The organism is Amycolatopsis sp. NPDC021455 (genome assembly GCF_040640995.1).
Lineage (GTDB): Bacteria > Actinomycetota > Actinomycetes > Mycobacteriales > Pseudonocardiaceae > Amycolatopsis.
Map to the genome: position 1 here is coordinate 199,578 of NZ_JBFACT010000002.1, position 14,262 is coordinate 213,839.

General features: G+C 70.4%; 12 protein-coding genes. 10 read left to right on the forward strand and 2 right to left on the reverse strand.

All coding sequences use genetic code 11. The annotated features are described in order from the left end of the window. Window positions 1-125: 125 nt before the first annotated feature. The 6 genes from AB0G28_RS03965 (at window position 126) to AB0G28_RS03990 (ending at window position 7,818) form a co-directional block, all read left to right on the forward strand. On the forward strand, window positions 126-650 hold the full coding sequence (locus AB0G28_RS03965) for a (2Fe-2S)-binding protein (protein WP_361082704.1): 525 nt from the start codon (window positions 126-128) through the stop codon (window positions 648-650). Then, entirely contained in the window at window positions 650-3,091 is a 2,442-nt protein-coding gene (locus AB0G28_RS03970; protein WP_361082706.1) for a molybdopterin cofactor-binding domain-containing protein, read from the forward strand. The genes AB0G28_RS03965 and AB0G28_RS03970 overlap by 1 nt, the downstream gene beginning before the upstream one ends. Further along, the gene (locus AB0G28_RS03975; RefSeq protein WP_361082708.1) at window positions 3,088-3,942 is read left to right on the forward strand and encodes a xanthine dehydrogenase family protein subunit M; all 855 of its coding nucleotides are present in this window, start codon (window positions 3,088-3,090) and stop codon (window positions 3,940-3,942) included. Before AB0G28_RS03970 ends, AB0G28_RS03975 begins: the two co-directional genes overlap by 4 nt. An 87-nt stretch (window positions 3,943-4,029) precedes the next feature. Then, complete coding sequence (locus AB0G28_RS03980; RefSeq protein WP_361082710.1) at window positions 4,030-4,830, forward strand: SRPBCC domain-containing protein; 801 nt, start codon at window positions 4,030-4,032, stop codon at window positions 4,828-4,830. 514 nt (window positions 4,831-5,344) lie between these two features. Then, window positions 5,345-6,580, forward strand: coding sequence for a GGDEF domain-containing protein (locus AB0G28_RS03985; protein WP_361082712.1), 1,236 nt, complete (start codon window positions 5,345-5,347; stop codon window positions 6,578-6,580). A 182-nt stretch (window positions 6,581-6,762) separates the two neighbouring features. Then, window positions 6,763-7,818: an NAD(P)-binding domain-containing protein gene (locus AB0G28_RS03990; protein WP_361082714.1), complete on the forward strand. Its 1,056-nt coding sequence runs from the start codon at window positions 6,763-6,765 to the stop codon at window positions 7,816-7,818. 131 nt (window positions 7,819-7,949) lie between these two features. On the opposite strand, the gene AB0G28_RS03995 is transcribed toward AB0G28_RS03990, so the two are convergent. Next, a complete protein-coding gene (locus AB0G28_RS03995) occupies window positions 7,950-8,999 on the reverse strand; it encodes an aldo/keto reductase (protein WP_361082716.1) in 1,050 nt (349 codons plus the stop codon). A gap of 99 nt (window positions 9,000-9,098) precedes the next feature. Between AB0G28_RS03995 and AB0G28_RS04000 the strand changes: the two genes are divergently transcribed. The 4 genes from AB0G28_RS04000 (at window position 9,099) to AB0G28_RS04015 (ending at window position 13,673) form a co-directional block, all read left to right on the forward strand. Beyond that, window positions 9,099-9,674, forward strand: a complete 576-nt coding sequence (locus AB0G28_RS04000; RefSeq protein WP_361082718.1) for a TetR/AcrR family transcriptional regulator — start codon at window positions 9,099-9,101, stop codon at window positions 9,672-9,674. 224 nt (window positions 9,675-9,898) lie between these two features. Next, window positions 9,899-11,497 carry a discoidin domain-containing protein gene (locus AB0G28_RS04005; RefSeq protein WP_361082720.1) on the forward strand — a complete coding sequence of 533 codons (1,599 nt, stop codon included), beginning with the start codon at window positions 9,899-9,901 and terminating at the stop codon, window positions 11,495-11,497. Between the two features lie 11 nt (window positions 11,498-11,508). Continuing rightward, window positions 11,509-12,738 carry an MFS transporter gene (locus AB0G28_RS04010; protein ID WP_361082722.1) on the forward strand — a complete coding sequence of 410 codons (1,230 nt, stop codon included), beginning with the start codon at window positions 11,509-11,511 and terminating at the stop codon, window positions 12,736-12,738. Beyond that, window positions 12,735-13,673, forward strand: a complete 939-nt coding sequence (locus tag AB0G28_RS04015) for a hypothetical protein (RefSeq protein ID WP_361082724.1) — start codon at window positions 12,735-12,737, stop codon at window positions 13,671-13,673. Before AB0G28_RS04010 ends, AB0G28_RS04015 begins: the two co-directional genes overlap by 4 nt. On the opposite strand, the gene AB0G28_RS04020 is transcribed toward AB0G28_RS04015, so the two are convergent. After that, window positions 13,663-14,235, reverse strand: coding sequence for a TetR/AcrR family transcriptional regulator (locus AB0G28_RS04020; protein ID WP_361082726.1), 573 nt, complete (start codon window positions 14,233-14,235; stop codon window positions 13,663-13,665). The two genes, AB0G28_RS04015 and AB0G28_RS04020, sit on opposite strands and share 11 nt — an antisense overlap. Window positions 14,236-14,262 lie beyond the last annotated feature (27 nt).

Here is a 14,262-nt window from a genome sequence, read left to right on the forward strand (position 1 = left end):
TGCGGAACCAATAGTTGAACGTGTGACATCAGGGCTTGTCGGCGTGAAGGTCGCGTAGCACGCTCGGGTCTTGTGAGCCCGATCACTTCGGGCAGGCCGTTCCCGAACCGGCTTTTGGAGGCCTGATGCGCATCACCGTCACCGTCGACGGGACGAAGTACACCGACGAAGTCGAACCCCGCACCCTGCTCGTGCACTACCTGCGGGAGCGGCTCGGCAAGGTCGGCACCGTCGTCGGCTGCGACACCAGCAACTGTGGCGCGTGCACCGTCCACCTGGACGGGCACAGCGTGAAGTCCTGCTCCGTGCTGGCCGTGCAGGCCGACGGCTGTGAGGTCACCACCATCGAAGGGCTCGCCCGCGAAGGCAAGCTGCACCCGGTGCAGCAGGCCTTCCACGACAACCACGCGCTGCAGTGCGGGTTCTGCACGCCGGGGATGATCATGCAGTCGATCGACCTGCTGGCCGACAACCCCGACCCGGACGAAAACGCCGTCCGCGAGGGCCTCGAAGGGAACCTCTGCCGCTGCACCGGCTACCAGAACATCGTCCGCGCGGTCCGGGACGCCGCGAAGCACATGAGTCCCGGCGCCGGTCCCGAGGCCGAGCGGATCGCCGAGAACAAGCACGTCGGCGTGGGTGGTGACTGATGACCGCCACGATCGAACCGGAGGTCGGGAAGTCCCGCCGCCGCAAGGAGGACGAGCGGCTGATCACCGGCCGCACCCGCTGGACCGACAACATCGCGCTGCCCGGCCTGCTGCACCTGGCCGTCAAGCGCAGCCCGCACGCGCACGCCAAGATCGTCTCGATCGACACGTCGGCGGCGAAGAGCGCGCCCGGCGTCATCGCCGTCTACACCGCCGAGGACCTCGACCCGGACGGCGCGTTCGGGATGCCCTGCGCGTGGCCGATCACGCCGGACATGAAGGCGCCGCGCCGCCCGGTGCTCGCCGCCGGCACGGTCAACTTCGCGGGCGAGGGCGTCGCGGTCGTCGTCGCGCGGTCGGCGGCCGAAGCGCACGACGCGCTCGCGGAGATCGACGTCGACTACGACGAGCTGCCGGTCATCCTCGACATGGAAGCCGCCATCGCCGACGGCGCGCCGCTGGTCCACGAAGACCTCGGCACCAACACGAACGCGGTCTGGAAGTTCGACTCCGGCGAGGCGGGCACCGGCGGCAACGTCGAGGACGCGATCAGCTCGTCGGAGGTCGTCCTCAAGCGCCGCTTCCGCCAGCAGCGCCTGGTCCCGGCCTTCATGGAGCCGCGTGCCTGCGTCGTCGACCCGACCGGCACGCAGATCACCGTGTGGTCGGCCACGCAGATCCCGCACATCCTGCGCGTGATGTCGGCGCTGACGCTCGGCATCCCCGAGCACAAGCTGCGCGTGATCGCCCCGGACGTCGGTGGCGGCTTCGGCGGCAAGATCGGCGTCCTGCCCGAAGAAATGATGGCGCTGCTCATCGCGCAGAAGCTCGGCAAGCCGGTCAAGTGGAACGAGACGCGGTCGGAGACCATGCTCGCCGCGCACCACGGCCGCGACCAGATCCAGGACATCACCATTTCGGCGACCCGCGACGGCCAAGTCACCGGGCTGAAGGTCGAGCTGCTCGCCAACCTCGGCGCGTACAACGGCCTGGTCGGCCCGGGCGTCCCGATCCTCGGCGCGTTCATGTTCAACGCGATCTACAAGATCCCGGCGTACCACTTCGCGTGCACCAACGTGTACACGACGACGACGCTGACCGACGCCTACCGCGGTGCCGGCCGGCCGGAGGCGACGTTCGCGATCGAGCGGATCATGGACGAGCTCGCCGTCGAGCTGGGCATGGACCCGCTCGAGCTGCGTGAGAAGAACTGGATCAAGCACGAGGAGTTCCCGTTCACCACGGTGTGCGGGCTGACCTACGACTCCGGCAACTACGAGGCCGCCACCGAGAAGGCCAAGCAGCTCTTCGACTACGACGGCCTGCGCGCCGAACAGGAGCGGCGCCGCGCGTCGAAGGACAAGGTCCAGCTCGGCATCGGTATCTCGACGTTCACCGAGATGTGCGGGCTCGCGCCGTCGCGGGTGCTCGGCTCGCTGGACTACGGTGCCGGCGGCTGGGAGTACGCGTCGATCCGGATGCTGCCGACCGGCAAGGTCGAGGTCACCACGGGCGCCTCCGCGCACGGCCAGGGCCACGAGACGGCGTGGAGCCAGATCGTCGCCGACCAGCTGGGCGTGGCGTTCGAGGACGTCGAGATCCTGCACGGCGACACCCAGTCGTCGCACAAGGGCCTGGACACCTACGGTTCGCGGTCGCTGGTCGTCGGCGGGATCGCCATCGTCAAGGCGGCGGAGAAGGTGGTCGCGAAGGCCAAGCCGATCGCGGCGCACCTGCTCGAATGCGCCGAGGACGACCTCGAGTTCGCCGGCGGCAAGTTCACGGTGAAGGGCACCGACACGTCCACGACGATGGGCGATGTCGCGCTCGCGACGTTCTTCGCCCACAACCTGCCCGACGGGGTCGAGCCGTCGCTCGACTCGGACGCGACGTTCGACCCGGAGAACTTCTCGTTCCCGCACGGCACGCACCTGTGCGCGGCCGAAGTGGACACCGAGACGGGCCGGATCAAGCTGCGTTCGTACGTCTGCGTCGACGACGTCGGCGTCGCGGTGAACCCGCTGATCGTCGAAGGCCAGGTGCACGGCGGGCTCGCGCAGGGCATCGCGCAGGCGCTGTTCGAGGGCACCGAGCACGACGAGACCGGCACGTTGACGACGGGCACGTTCGCCGACTACCTGCTGCCCTCGGCGGCCGACCTGCCGTCGTTCACCACCGACCGCACGGAAACGCCGTCGACGACGAACCCGCTCGGCGCCAAGGGCGTCGGCGAGGCAGGCACGATCGCGTCCACCCCGGCGGTGGTCAACGCGGTGATCGACGCCGTGCGGCCGTTCGGTGTGAACGACATCGAGATGCCCCTGACCCCGATGCGGGTGTGGCACGCCATCCAGCACGGCACCACCGACGCGGGCGGCCCCGGCCGTTCCGAGGCCGGCGGCGGCCTGGGCTCCATCGACGCCACCGGAGGTGCGCAGTGATCCCGGCTCCGTTCGACTACGTCCGTCCGTCCACAGTGGACGAGGCGGTCCAGGCGCTGGCGACGGCGGGCGAGGACGCCAAGGTCCTGGCCGGCGGGCAGAGCCTGCTGCCGGTGCTGCGGATGCGCCTCGCGGCGCCGACCACGCTGATCGACCTCGGGCGCGTCGCCGAGTTGCGCGGCGTCCGCGAAGAGGGCGACGACCTGGTGATCGGCGCGATGACCACGCACTACGACGTCCAGCGGGACGCGTTGGTGGCGTCGCACGCGGCGTTGCTCAAAGAGGCGACGGACACGGTCGCCGACCCGCAGATCCGCCATCGCGGGACTTTGGGCGGAGCGATCGCGCACGCCGATCCGGCCGGCGACCTGCTGGCGCCGGTGCTCGCGCTGGACGCTTCGCTGGTGGTGGCCGGGCCGTCGGGCCGCCGGACGGTGCCGGCGGCGGAGTTCTTCCGCGACCTGTTCACCACCGCGCTGGCCCCGGACGAGCTGCTGGTCGAGGTCCGCGTGCCCAAGCACACGGGGTGGCGGGCGCACTACGAGAAGTTCAACCGCGTCGCCCAGGCGTGGTCGATGGTCGCGGTCGCGGTCACCGTGCGCACGGAGGCGGGTGTCATCGAGGAGGCCAGGGTCGCGCTGACGAACATGGGCTCGACGCCGGTCCGCGCCTCGGGAGTCGAGCAGGCGCTGGTCGGAGTCCAGGCCACGGCGGAGGCGATCACCGCGGCGGCTTCGCACGCGGCGGAGGGTACGAATCCGCCGGTCGACGGCAACGCCGACGTCGAATACCGCCGCCACCTGGCCCAGGTGCTGACGGGCCGCGCGATCGCGGCGGCGGCAGGAGCCTGAGGGAGTCCGGTTCGCCCACCCCGGCCGCCGCCCCGGCGGCTAGGGTGGGCACCGGACCCCCGTCGTCATCAGGAAGGAGGTCGGCCCGTGCGGCTCGACCACGAATTCACCGTCCCGGCGCCGATCGGCGAGGTCTGGCTGGCGGTCGTCGACCCCGAGCGCGTCGCCCCGTGCATGCCGGGGGCCACGCTGACGAAGGTCGAAGGCGACCGGTTCAGCGGAACGGTGAAGGTCAAGCTCGGGCCGATTTCGTTGTTGTACAAGGGAAACGGCGAGTTCCTGGAGAAGGACGAGGCGGCGCACAAGGTCACGATCAAGGCCTCGGGCAAGGACTCGCGAGGAGCGGGCACGGCGGCCGCGACGGTGACGTTGACGTTGACCGAGACGGACGGCGGAACCCACGGAGCGGTGGCGACGGACCTGGCGATCACGGGCAAGCCGGCCCAGTTCGGCCGCGGGTTGATCAGCGAGGTGGGCGGCAAGATCCTGGACACGTTCGCGGGCTGCCTGTCGGGCAAGCTCGCTCCGGAGGTTCCCGAGAAGCCGGGGTCGGAGAAGCCGGCGGCGGGGCAGCCGGTGGCCGAGCCGGCGGTGAAGCCGGTGCCGGACCAGGCCGGCCAGCCGGCCGAGCCGACGGCCACGGCCGAGCCGGTGGCCAAACCGGAGCCGGCGGTGAAGGCCCCGACCACGGCGGAGATCAACACGGAGCCGAAGGCCAAGCCCGCGGACCGGCCGGCGCTGCACAGCGTCCCGGCACCCCCGGAGACCGAGGCGATCGACCTGCTCGACTACGCGGGCCAGTCGGTGCTCAAGCGGGTGGCGCCGGTGCTGGTGGGGATCGCGGCGATCATCGGGTTGGTGGCGATCGTGCGCGCGTTGCGCAAGTGAGCTGACGTTCGGCGCCCGGTGGCGTGGGGTGATCGGTGGCCGCGCGAGTGGTTCTGGTGCTGGTCGGGGTCGCCGGGATTTCCGGCGTTCGTGCGCACGCTGCGCAGGTCAGCTGATCTGCGCCGGGTGCGTGGGCTGGGCGGGATTCCCGCTGCCGTTCAAGCGGGTGGGGCCGTGCTGGCCGGGGTTGCCGCCCTGGTTGGGCTCACGTGCGCTCTGCGCACGTGAGCTGATCCGCGCCGGTGGGCGGGCTGGCGCGCCCCCTCGGTGTGCTGCCGGTGGGGGCTGAGGTGGGCTGATCTACCCTGGGCGGGTCTTCGGGCAGGTGCGCTGACCGCAATTCCCCCGGACCGGCGACGCGGCTCGCCGGAACGGCTACGCTGGGCTACCTGGTCGGCCGAACTTCGCGCGAGGGGTACGTCACGATGCCGGTTCGTCACGTCTGTGGCCTCGGCTCTTGAGAGCGCAGGCCGCCGTGCGCCGGGATGCGCTTTCCGCCTGGCCGGGGTGGCCTGTGCGGTGGGCGATGTGGGGCGGTGCCAAGACCCGCTGGATCGCCTATGCCCTCGGCTGCGAACTGCTCGCCGTCGTCGCGACCGGAGCCGCGCTGGTCGGCGGGTTCGGTGGACCCGTGCGTCCCGTGTGGTTCGCCGTGCTGGTCGCCCTCGGGGTGGCACAGGCCGAGATGTCGCGCCGCATCGAGCGGTTGCGCCGCTGGATGAGCGGGCAGACGCACATCAACGTCACCTCCGTCTGGTACCTCGCCGGGGTCGTCCTGCTCCCGCCGGCTTGGGTGGCGCTGCTGGCCGTCGTCCTCTACACGCACCTGTGGGTTCGAGTGTGGCGACAGGTCCGTACCCGGCCCGCTCACCGTTTCGTCGCCAGCACGGCCTGGGCGATGCTCTCCTGCTTCGCTGCTTCCTCCGTTCTCGCGGTCTTGGGCTTGCACGGGACGCCGTTGCAGACGCCGCGCGGGTTGTTCGCGCTCTGCCTGGCCGCAGCGGTGTTCGAGCTGGTGAACGTCGGCCTGGTGGCGGCCGGCATCTACCTGTACACCAGCCAGCGCTCGGCGGCCGACCTCGTCGGCACGTGGGAGGACAACGCGTTCGAGCTGGCGACCCTCTGTCTCGGCGGGCTCGCCGCCCTCGCGCTGGTCGAGCAGCCGGTGCTGGTGTTGTTCGTCGTGGCGCCGTTGCTGTTGCTGCACCGCTACCTGCTGCTGAAGCAGCAGCTGCAGGTCGCGGCCGTCACCGACGAGAAGACCGGGTTGCTCAACACCGCGGGCTGGCACGAATCCGCGGTGCGCGAGCACGCCCGCGCGCAGCGCCGCGGCACCGACGGGGGCTTCGCGGTGCTGATGATCGACCTCGACCACTTCAAGCGGATCAACGACACTTACGGCCACCTGACCGGCGACGACGTGCTGGCGGCCGTCGCGGTGGCGATCTCCGGTTCGGTGCGCCAGGGCGACACGGTGGGCCGGTTCGGCGGTGAGGAGTTCGTGGTGCTGCTTCCGGGTATCGGCCGCGCCGACGTGCTCGCCATCGCCGAGCGCGTGCGCGCGGCGGTGGGCGAGCTGAACGTGGTGATCTCGACGGGGACCGGGACGGTGCGGGTGAGTGGCCTGTCGGTGTCGATCGGGGTCGCGCGCCATCCGGACGCGGGCCCGGCTCTCGACGACGTGCTCCGCACGGCCGACGCGGCGCTGTATCGGGCCAAGGAGGCCGGGCGCAACCGGGTCGCGGTGTGAGGGCGGGTTCGCCTCCTTCCGGTGGGCAGATGGGGTTTGCCTGGCGGTGGTCCGGGTCTGCTCGCCGGAAGGCCGCCCGTGCCGGCGCGAATCACCTGGCTCGGCACGGAGTCCGGCCGGGACCTCGCTGCCGTGTGATGAATCGGGCGAAATACCCGGCCCGGGCGAGCGTTGCACTGGGCATGAGCGCGGATCACGAGACGGACGTGGTGGTGATCGGAGCCGGGCAGGCCGGGTTGTCCGCCGCCTATCACCTTCGGCGGGCCGGGTTCGCCAACCGGAGCGGGTTCGTCGTGCTGGACCACGGGAAGCGGGCCGGGGGTGCCTGGCAGTACCGGTGGCCGTCGCTGGTTCTCGGGAAGGTGCACGGCATCCACGACCTGCCCGGCATGGCACTCGGCACTCCGGACGCGACGCGTCCCGCCTCCGAAGTCGTTTCCGAGTACTTCGCGCGCTTCGAAAGCGTTTACGACCTCCCCGTGCTCCGGCCCGTCGACGTCCAGTCGGTGACGCGGGCGGGGGACCGGCTGGTGGTTTCCAGCCCCGCCGAGTCCTGGGCCGCGCGTGCCGTCATCAGCGCCACCGGGACCTGGGACCGTCCCTTCTGGCCGCGCTATCCCGGCCAGGAGACCTTCGCCGGACGTCAGCTGCACACCGCCGACTACACCGGACCGGAAGACTTCCGGGGCCGGCGCGTGGTCGTCGTCGGGGGTGGGACCTCCGCCGTCCAGTTGCTCATGGAGTTCGCGCCGCTCGCCCGCGCGACGGCCTGGGTCACCCGCCGGCCGCCCGTGTGGCGGGACGAGCCCTTCAACGAGAACTGGGGACGCGGTGCCGTCGCCAAGGTCGACGAACGGGTGCGCGCCGGGCTGCCGCCCGAAAGCGTTGTCAGCGTGACCGATCTGGCCGTGACGCCGGAGGTGCGCGCCGCCCGTGCCGCCGGGATCCTCGACCGGCGGCCGATGTTCGAACGCATCACGCCCGAAGGCGTCGTCTGGTCCGACGGCGAGCGGTTCGACGCCGACGTGATCCTCTGGGCCACCGGCTTCCGCGCGGCGATCGACCACCTCGCGCCGCTGCACGTCCGCGAACCCGGTGGCGGGATCCGCATGGACGGCACGCGGGTCGTGCTCGAACCGCGCCTGCACCTGGTGGGGTACGGGCCTTCGGCGAGCACGGTCGGGGCCAACCGGGCGGGCCGCGCCGCGGTGACCGAGATCCGGAAGCTGCTGCGGTGAGGGTCTTCGCCGGAAGCCGAAGACGGCCGTGGTAGGAGCCATACACCCAAGCTACCGAACATCAGTGCGAACAGCATCGCTGAAACGGGTGATCTTCCCCGGGGACCCGTTTTCCTTGTATAGCAACAGATTCAGGTCAGAGACATGCCCGGGATACGAGCGCGGACAGCCGCCATGGTCGCTTCGTCCGAGACGCCCTGCCAGTCGTACCGCGGCGTGTAGGGAGCGGTGAGGGCACGCACGTCCGAGTCGGTGAGTTCGACGTCCAGCGACGCCACCGCGTCGTCGATCTGCCGGGTCGAACCGGCGCCGACAAGTGGTGCCGTGACGACCGGCTGGCGGTGCAGCCACGCCAGGGCGATGGATGCGCGGCTCACGCCGTGGGCGGCCGCGACCTTTCCGACCGCGTCGATGATCGCGCGGTTCGACGCCTCTTCCGCGGGCGAATAGAGCAGGTCCGCGTAAGCCCCGTCGGTGTCGGAACGGGCGGTCGACTTCGCGTCGTCCCAGGCGCGGGCGAGGCGGCCGCGGGCCAGCGGGCTCCAGATGATCGTGCCGACGCCTTCGTCGAGGCACAGCGGGATCATCTCGCGTTCTTCCTCGCGGGCCAGCAGGTTGTAGTGGTCCTGCATGGACACGAACCGGGCCCAGCCGTGCTGCTTCTGCAGGTGCAGGGCCTTGGCGAACTCCCAGGCGAACATCGACGACGCGCCCAGGTAGCGCACCTTCCCGGCCTTCACCAGGTCGCTGAGGGCTTCGAGGGTCTCTTCGAGCGGTGTCTCGTGGTCGTTGCGGTGGACCTGGTAGAGGTCGATGTAGTCCGTGCCGAGCCGGCGCAGCGAGTGGTCCACCTCCGTCATGATCGCCTTGCGGGACAAGCCTTTTCCGTTGGGGCCGGGGCGCATGGGGTGGCGCAGCTTCGTGGCGATCACGACGTCGTCGCGGTCGGCGAAGTCCTTCAGTGCGCGGCCGAGGATCTCCTCGCTGGACCCGTTCGAGTACATGTTCGCGGTGTCGAAGAAGTTGATGCCCGCCTCGAGGGCGTGCTTGATCAGGGGCCGGGCCTGCTCCTCGCCGAGGGACCAGACGGGGTGGCCGCGGTCGGGTTCGCCGTAGGTCATGGCGCCGATCGCGATGGGTGAGACGTCCAGACCGGTGGTGCCGAGCTTCACGTAACGCATGGGGTTCTCCTGACGGTCAACTCGCGGAGGATTCTCCGGATGTGTCCCCGAAACTAGCGGAGGATTCTCCGCATGTCAAAGATGAGGCATGATCGGGGCATGACCGACGGGACGTACGGCACCCAGCGCAAGGCCGCCGCGCGCAACCGTGTCGCGATCATCGAGGCCGCCCACGAGCTGTTCGCGCGGAACCCGCTGGTGCCGCTGAGCGAGGTCGCCAAGCGCGCCGGCGTCGGCGCCGGCACCCTCTACCGCCACTTCCCGACGCGCGAAGACCTGATCCTCGCGGCCTACCAGCACGACATCGAACGCCTGACGACCACCGCCGACGACGTGCTGGCCCGTCATTCGTCCGCGAAGGCCGCCTTCGTCGAGTGGTTCGAGACCCTGTCGGCCTACATCCGCATCAAGCACGGCCTCGGCGACGCGCTGCACAGCGCCGCGGCCCAGGAGCTCATCGATGCTTCGTGGGCACCCACCACCGCGGCGGTCAAGAAGCTCGTCGACGCCTGCGTCGCCGAAGGCACCATCGCGCCCGGGCACGATCCCGCCGACATCATCATGCTCATGAGCTTCCTCTGGCGTGTCGCGAACAACGACGAGGGCGCCGCGCAAGGACGACGCCTGATCGCCACGGTCTTCTCCGGTCTGCAGGCGCCACCCGAAGCGAACTGAATCCCGCGCCACGGGGCAGTATCCCGCTCAACGACACACGCGCTGAGCAGCGAAAATCCCGAAAAACTCACCCTCTTGACCGATTCAAGGGCAAGACAAGTCTTGTCACCCGGAACGGCACGTCGTTACAGTCCGAGTAGTTAGGAAACTTTCCTAACTGTTTGCCGAACGTTCACCCGACGCCGCAGCCCACCAGCCACCGCCAGGCCCGTAAGGAGCGCGACGTGCCTTCCACACGACTACGTCCACTTGCCCGACTCACCCCGGTACTCGCCGCCGTGGTGCTGCTGCCCTCGGCGATCGCCGCGGCCGCCACCCCGTTGGCCACCGATGTCCTGCTGTCGCAGGGAAAGCCCGTTGCCACATCGACCGTCGAGAGCTCTTCGTACACCGGCGCCAAGGCCGTCGACGGCAGCACCACCACCCGCTGGGCCAGCGCCGAAGGCTCCGACCCGCAGTGGCTGCGGATCGACCTCGGCCAGGCCGCCACCATCCACCGCGTGCTCCTCAACTGGGAAGCCGCCTACGCGAAGAAGTACCGGATCGAGGTCTCCGACGACGGCACGTCGTTCACCACGGCCGCCACCGTCGACACCGGTGACGGCAAGATCGACGACCTCGGCGGCCTCGACGCCCACGGCCGGTACGTCCGCTTCGTGGGCCTCACCCGCGGCACCGGCTACGGCTACTCCTTCTGGGAGATGCAGGTCTTCGGCACCACGGACTCCTCGGGCGACACCCAGGCCCCGACCACGCCGACCGGCCTCGCCGCGGCGACGACCACCGCCACGAGCGTCGCGCTGACGTGGAACGCCGCGACCGACAACGTCGGGGTCGCCGGGTACGACATCCTCCGCAACGGCACGGCCGTCGCGACCAGCACGACGCCGTCCTACACCGACACCGGGCTCACGCCGGACACCGCCTACACCTACGCCGTCCGCGCGCGCGACGCCGCCGGCAACACGTCGCCGGCCAGCACGTCGATCACCGCGAAAACCGCCGCGGGCAGCGGGACGAGCTTCGTCCTCGCCGCCGCCGGCGACATCGCCGAACAGTGCACCGCGAGCAGTTCCGGCTGTATCCACCCGAAAACCGCGAAGCTCGTCGAAAACCTGGCCCCCGCGGCCGTGATCACCATGGGCGACAACCAGTACGACGAACCCACCCTGTCCGACTTCAAGAACTACTACGACAAAACGTGGGGCAAGTTCAAGAGCATCACCCACCCGGTCCCCGGCAACCACGAGTCCTACTCCGGGTTCACGGGCTACGACCAGTACTTCGGCGCCATCGCCAAGCCCAACGGCCAGCGGTACTACAGCTGGGAAATGGGCAACTGGCACTTCATCGCCCTGGACTCCAACGACTTCGTCACCCACGACGAGTTCGCCGAGCCGCCGCAGATCACCTGGCTGAAGCAGGATCTGGCCCGCAACACCAAGGGCTGCGTCGCCGCGTACTACCACCACCCGCGGTGGAGCTCCGGCGACCACGGTGACAACACCGACAGCACCGAGCTGTGGAACATCCTGGTGGCCAACAAGGCCGACCTCGTCCTCAACGGTCACGACCACGACTACGAGCGGTTCGTCCCGCAGAACGCCGACGGCAACGCCGATCGAGAAGGCCCGGTCGAAATCGTCGGCGGTTCGGGTGGCGCCACCCTGTACAACCTCAGCCCCGCCCACCCGACGACCGCCAAGCTGCTCAAGACCTACGGCGTCCTCAAGCTGTCGATGACGGACACGTCGTTCCAGACGCAGTTCATCGGCGTCGACGGCAAGGTCCTCGACAGCAGCCCGACCTACACCTGCCACTAGGAGGCCCGGGCATGTACATCGCGGCAAGCCGTACCTCGGACGTGGCGGCCGGCACCGAGCGGAAGACGACCCTCAAGAGAGTCTCCGCCAACGTCGTGGCGCTGGGCGTGGTCAGCCTGGTCACCGACGTCTCGTCGGAGATGGTCACCGCCGTCCTCCCGCTCTACCTGGTGCTCGGCCTCGGCCTGAACCCGCTGCAGTTCGGCCTGCTCGACGGCCTCTACGCGGGCGCCACCGCGGTCGTGCGGGTGCTCGGCGGGCACCTCGCCGACCGGTGGCGGCGGCTCAAGGCGGTCGCCGGGTTCGGGTACGGCTTGTCCGCGGTGTGCAAGCTCGGCCTGGTCGCGGCCGGCTCGTCGGTCGCGGCGATCGGCGTCGTCCTCGCCGCCGACCGCACCGGGAAGGGGATGCGCACCGCCCCGCGCGACGCGCTGATCTCCCTCAGCAGCGAACCGGGCGCGCTCGGCCGGTCGTTCGGGGTGCACCGCGCGCTCGACACCGTCGGCGCGTTCCTCGGCCCGCTGGTGGCGATGGCGGTCCTCGCCCTGAGCCTCGGCAGCTACCCGAGCGTGTTCTTCACCAGCTTCTGCGTCGCGGCGGTCGCCGTGCTCCTCCTGGTCCTGTTCGTCCGCGACCGCCCCGGCGCGGTCGACCGCGCGCCGGTATCGGCCAGAGCTGCGTTCGGTCTCCTGAAACACAAGGACTTCCGGCGCGTGACGCTGTGGACCGCCCTGCTCGGCCTGGTGACGGTCGGCGACTCCTTCGTCTACCTCGTCCTCCAGCGCCGGTGGGACATCGCGGCGACGTTCTTCCCGCTGCTGCCGCTGGGGACCGCCGGGGTCTACCTGGTGCTGGCCGTGCCGCTCGGCAGGCTCGCCGACCGCGTCGGCCGCTGGCCGGTGTTCCTCGGCGGGCACGCCGCGCTGGTCGTGGCCCTTCTCCTGCTCTGCGGTCCGGCCACCGCGGCGCTCGCCGTCGTCGCGCTCGGCCTGCACGGCGTGTTCTACGCGGCCACCGACGGCGTCCTGATGGCCGCCGCCGGGCCGCTCATCCCGGCCGGCCTGCGGGCCACCGGGATGGCCGTCGTCCAGACCGGGCAGGCCGTGGCCCGGATGCTCTCGTCCGTCCTCTTCGGACTGGCGTGGACGCTGTGGGACCTGCGGCCCGCGGTGCTCGTCGCGGCGGCCTGCCTGGCCGCCGTCGCGCTCGCCGCCGCGTTCGTGAAGCCGGTGCGGCCGTGAAGAAACTCGTCCTCGCCCTCACCGGCACCGCGCTCCTGGTCGCCGCCGCCGTCACGTACACCGTCAGCGCCCGGCACGGCACCGCGGACGCCGAACCCGCCGCGCAGCTGACCCTGGCACCGGGGCAGTTGCTCTTCCGCGACACCGCCACCGGTCGCGTCGGAGCTGCCCCGCTCGGGCAGGACGGCAAGAAACTCGGCGGCCTGAAGTGCGACCGGTTCGCCGTCGCGAAACAGACCGCGGTGTGCCTGGCCGTGCGGCCGGGCACGCTCCCGGCCGTGACCGACGTCCTCGTCCTCGACGACCACCTCGGCGTCCGCCACACCGAGACGTTGCCGGGCACGCCGAGCCGCGCCCGGGTTTCGCCGGACGGCAAGCGCGTCTACTGGACACTGTTCGTCACCGGCGATTCGTACTCGCAGACCGGTTTTTCGACCCGCGCCGGGCTCTACGACCTCGGCACCGGACGGCTCGTCAAGACGATCGAAGAGTTGCCGGTGTTCCTCGGCGATGACCGCTACTTCGCCTCCGACGTCAACTACTGGGGCATCACGTTCGCCCCTGACGGCCGCCGCTTCTACGCCACCCTGGGCAGCAAGGGCAAGACGTACCTCGTCGAAGCCGACTACGCGCGTTATCGCGGGAAGGCGATCAGGGAGAACGTCGAGTGCCCGTCGCTGTCACCGGACGGCAAGCGCGTCGCCTTCAAGAAGAAGGTCGGCGAAGGTGCCTGGCGGCTCTCGGTGCTGGACCTCGCGACCATGCGGGAGACCGCGCTCGCCGAGACCCGCAGCGTCGACGACCAGGCGCTCTGGCAGGATGACCACACCGTCCTCTACGGACTGGAGAACGCCGTCTGGGCGGTCCCGGCGGACGGCTCCGGCGCGCCGCGGAAACTCCTCGCGGACGCGTCGTCGCCGGCTGTCACGGGGTGACGCCGACCGCCGCGAACAGCGTCCGGACGCAGAGGTCGCGCAGCTCGTCCTGGGTGATCTTCGGCTGGTCGAGCCAGTCGAGGATCACCGTGGCGACGAACGTCAGCCAGCCGCGGACGGCCACCCGCGTCGTCTCGGTGACGGTGGTCAGCTCGGCGAGCGCGGCCAGGATGCGGTCGGCGTTGGCGGCCATCCCCGCCTCGCGGATCTCCCGGATCTCGCCGTCGGCGGCGCCGGCCGCGCGGTGCACGATCCGGTAGCCGTCGGGGTGGGTGCGCGCGAACTCCAGGTAGACGTCGAGCCCGGCCCGCAGCTGCTCGGTCACCGGCAGCGCCGGGTCGGGCGCGCTCATCTCCAGGAGCTGGTCGCGCTGGCCGCGGACGATCTCCGCGAAGAAGTCCTTCTTGGTCGGGAAGTAGTGGTACAGCAGGCCGCGCGAGACCTGCGCTATTTCGGCGACCTCGTCGATCCACACCTCGTCGTACGGCCGGTTCGCGAACAAGCCGGCGCCGATGGCCAGCAGCTGCTCGCGCCGCTGCTCGGTGCTCAGCCTCGTCCGCATGCCCCGAGCTTACTTGACACGGGTTCA

Excerpts from the sequence above, each read along its gene's own strand:
- AB0G28_RS03990 (WP_361082714.1), top strand. The coding sequence starts at position 6,763 with ATGAGCGCGGATCACGAGACGGACGTGGTGGTGATCGGAGCCGGGCAG.
- AB0G28_RS04010 (WP_361082722.1), top strand. The coding sequence starts at position 11,509 with ATGTACATCGCGGCAAGCCGTACCTCGGACGTGGCGGCCGGCACCGAG.
- AB0G28_RS03965 (WP_361082704.1), top strand. The coding sequence starts at position 126 with ATGCGCATCACCGTCACCGTCGACGGGACGAAGTACACCGACGAAGTC.
- AB0G28_RS04000 (WP_361082718.1), top strand. The coding sequence starts at position 9,099 with ATGACCGACGGGACGTACGGCACCCAGCGCAAGGCCGCCGCGCGCAAC.
- AB0G28_RS03970 (WP_361082706.1), top strand. The coding sequence starts at position 650 with ATGACCGCCACGATCGAACCGGAGGTCGGGAAGTCCCGCCGCCGCAAG.
- AB0G28_RS03995 (WP_361082716.1), bottom strand. The coding sequence starts at position 8,999 with ATGCGTTACGTGAAGCTCGGCACCACCGGTCTGGACGTCTCACCCATC.
- AB0G28_RS04020 (WP_361082726.1), bottom strand. The coding sequence starts at position 14,235 with ATGCGGACGAGGCTGAGCACCGAGCAGCGGCGCGAGCAGCTGCTGGCC.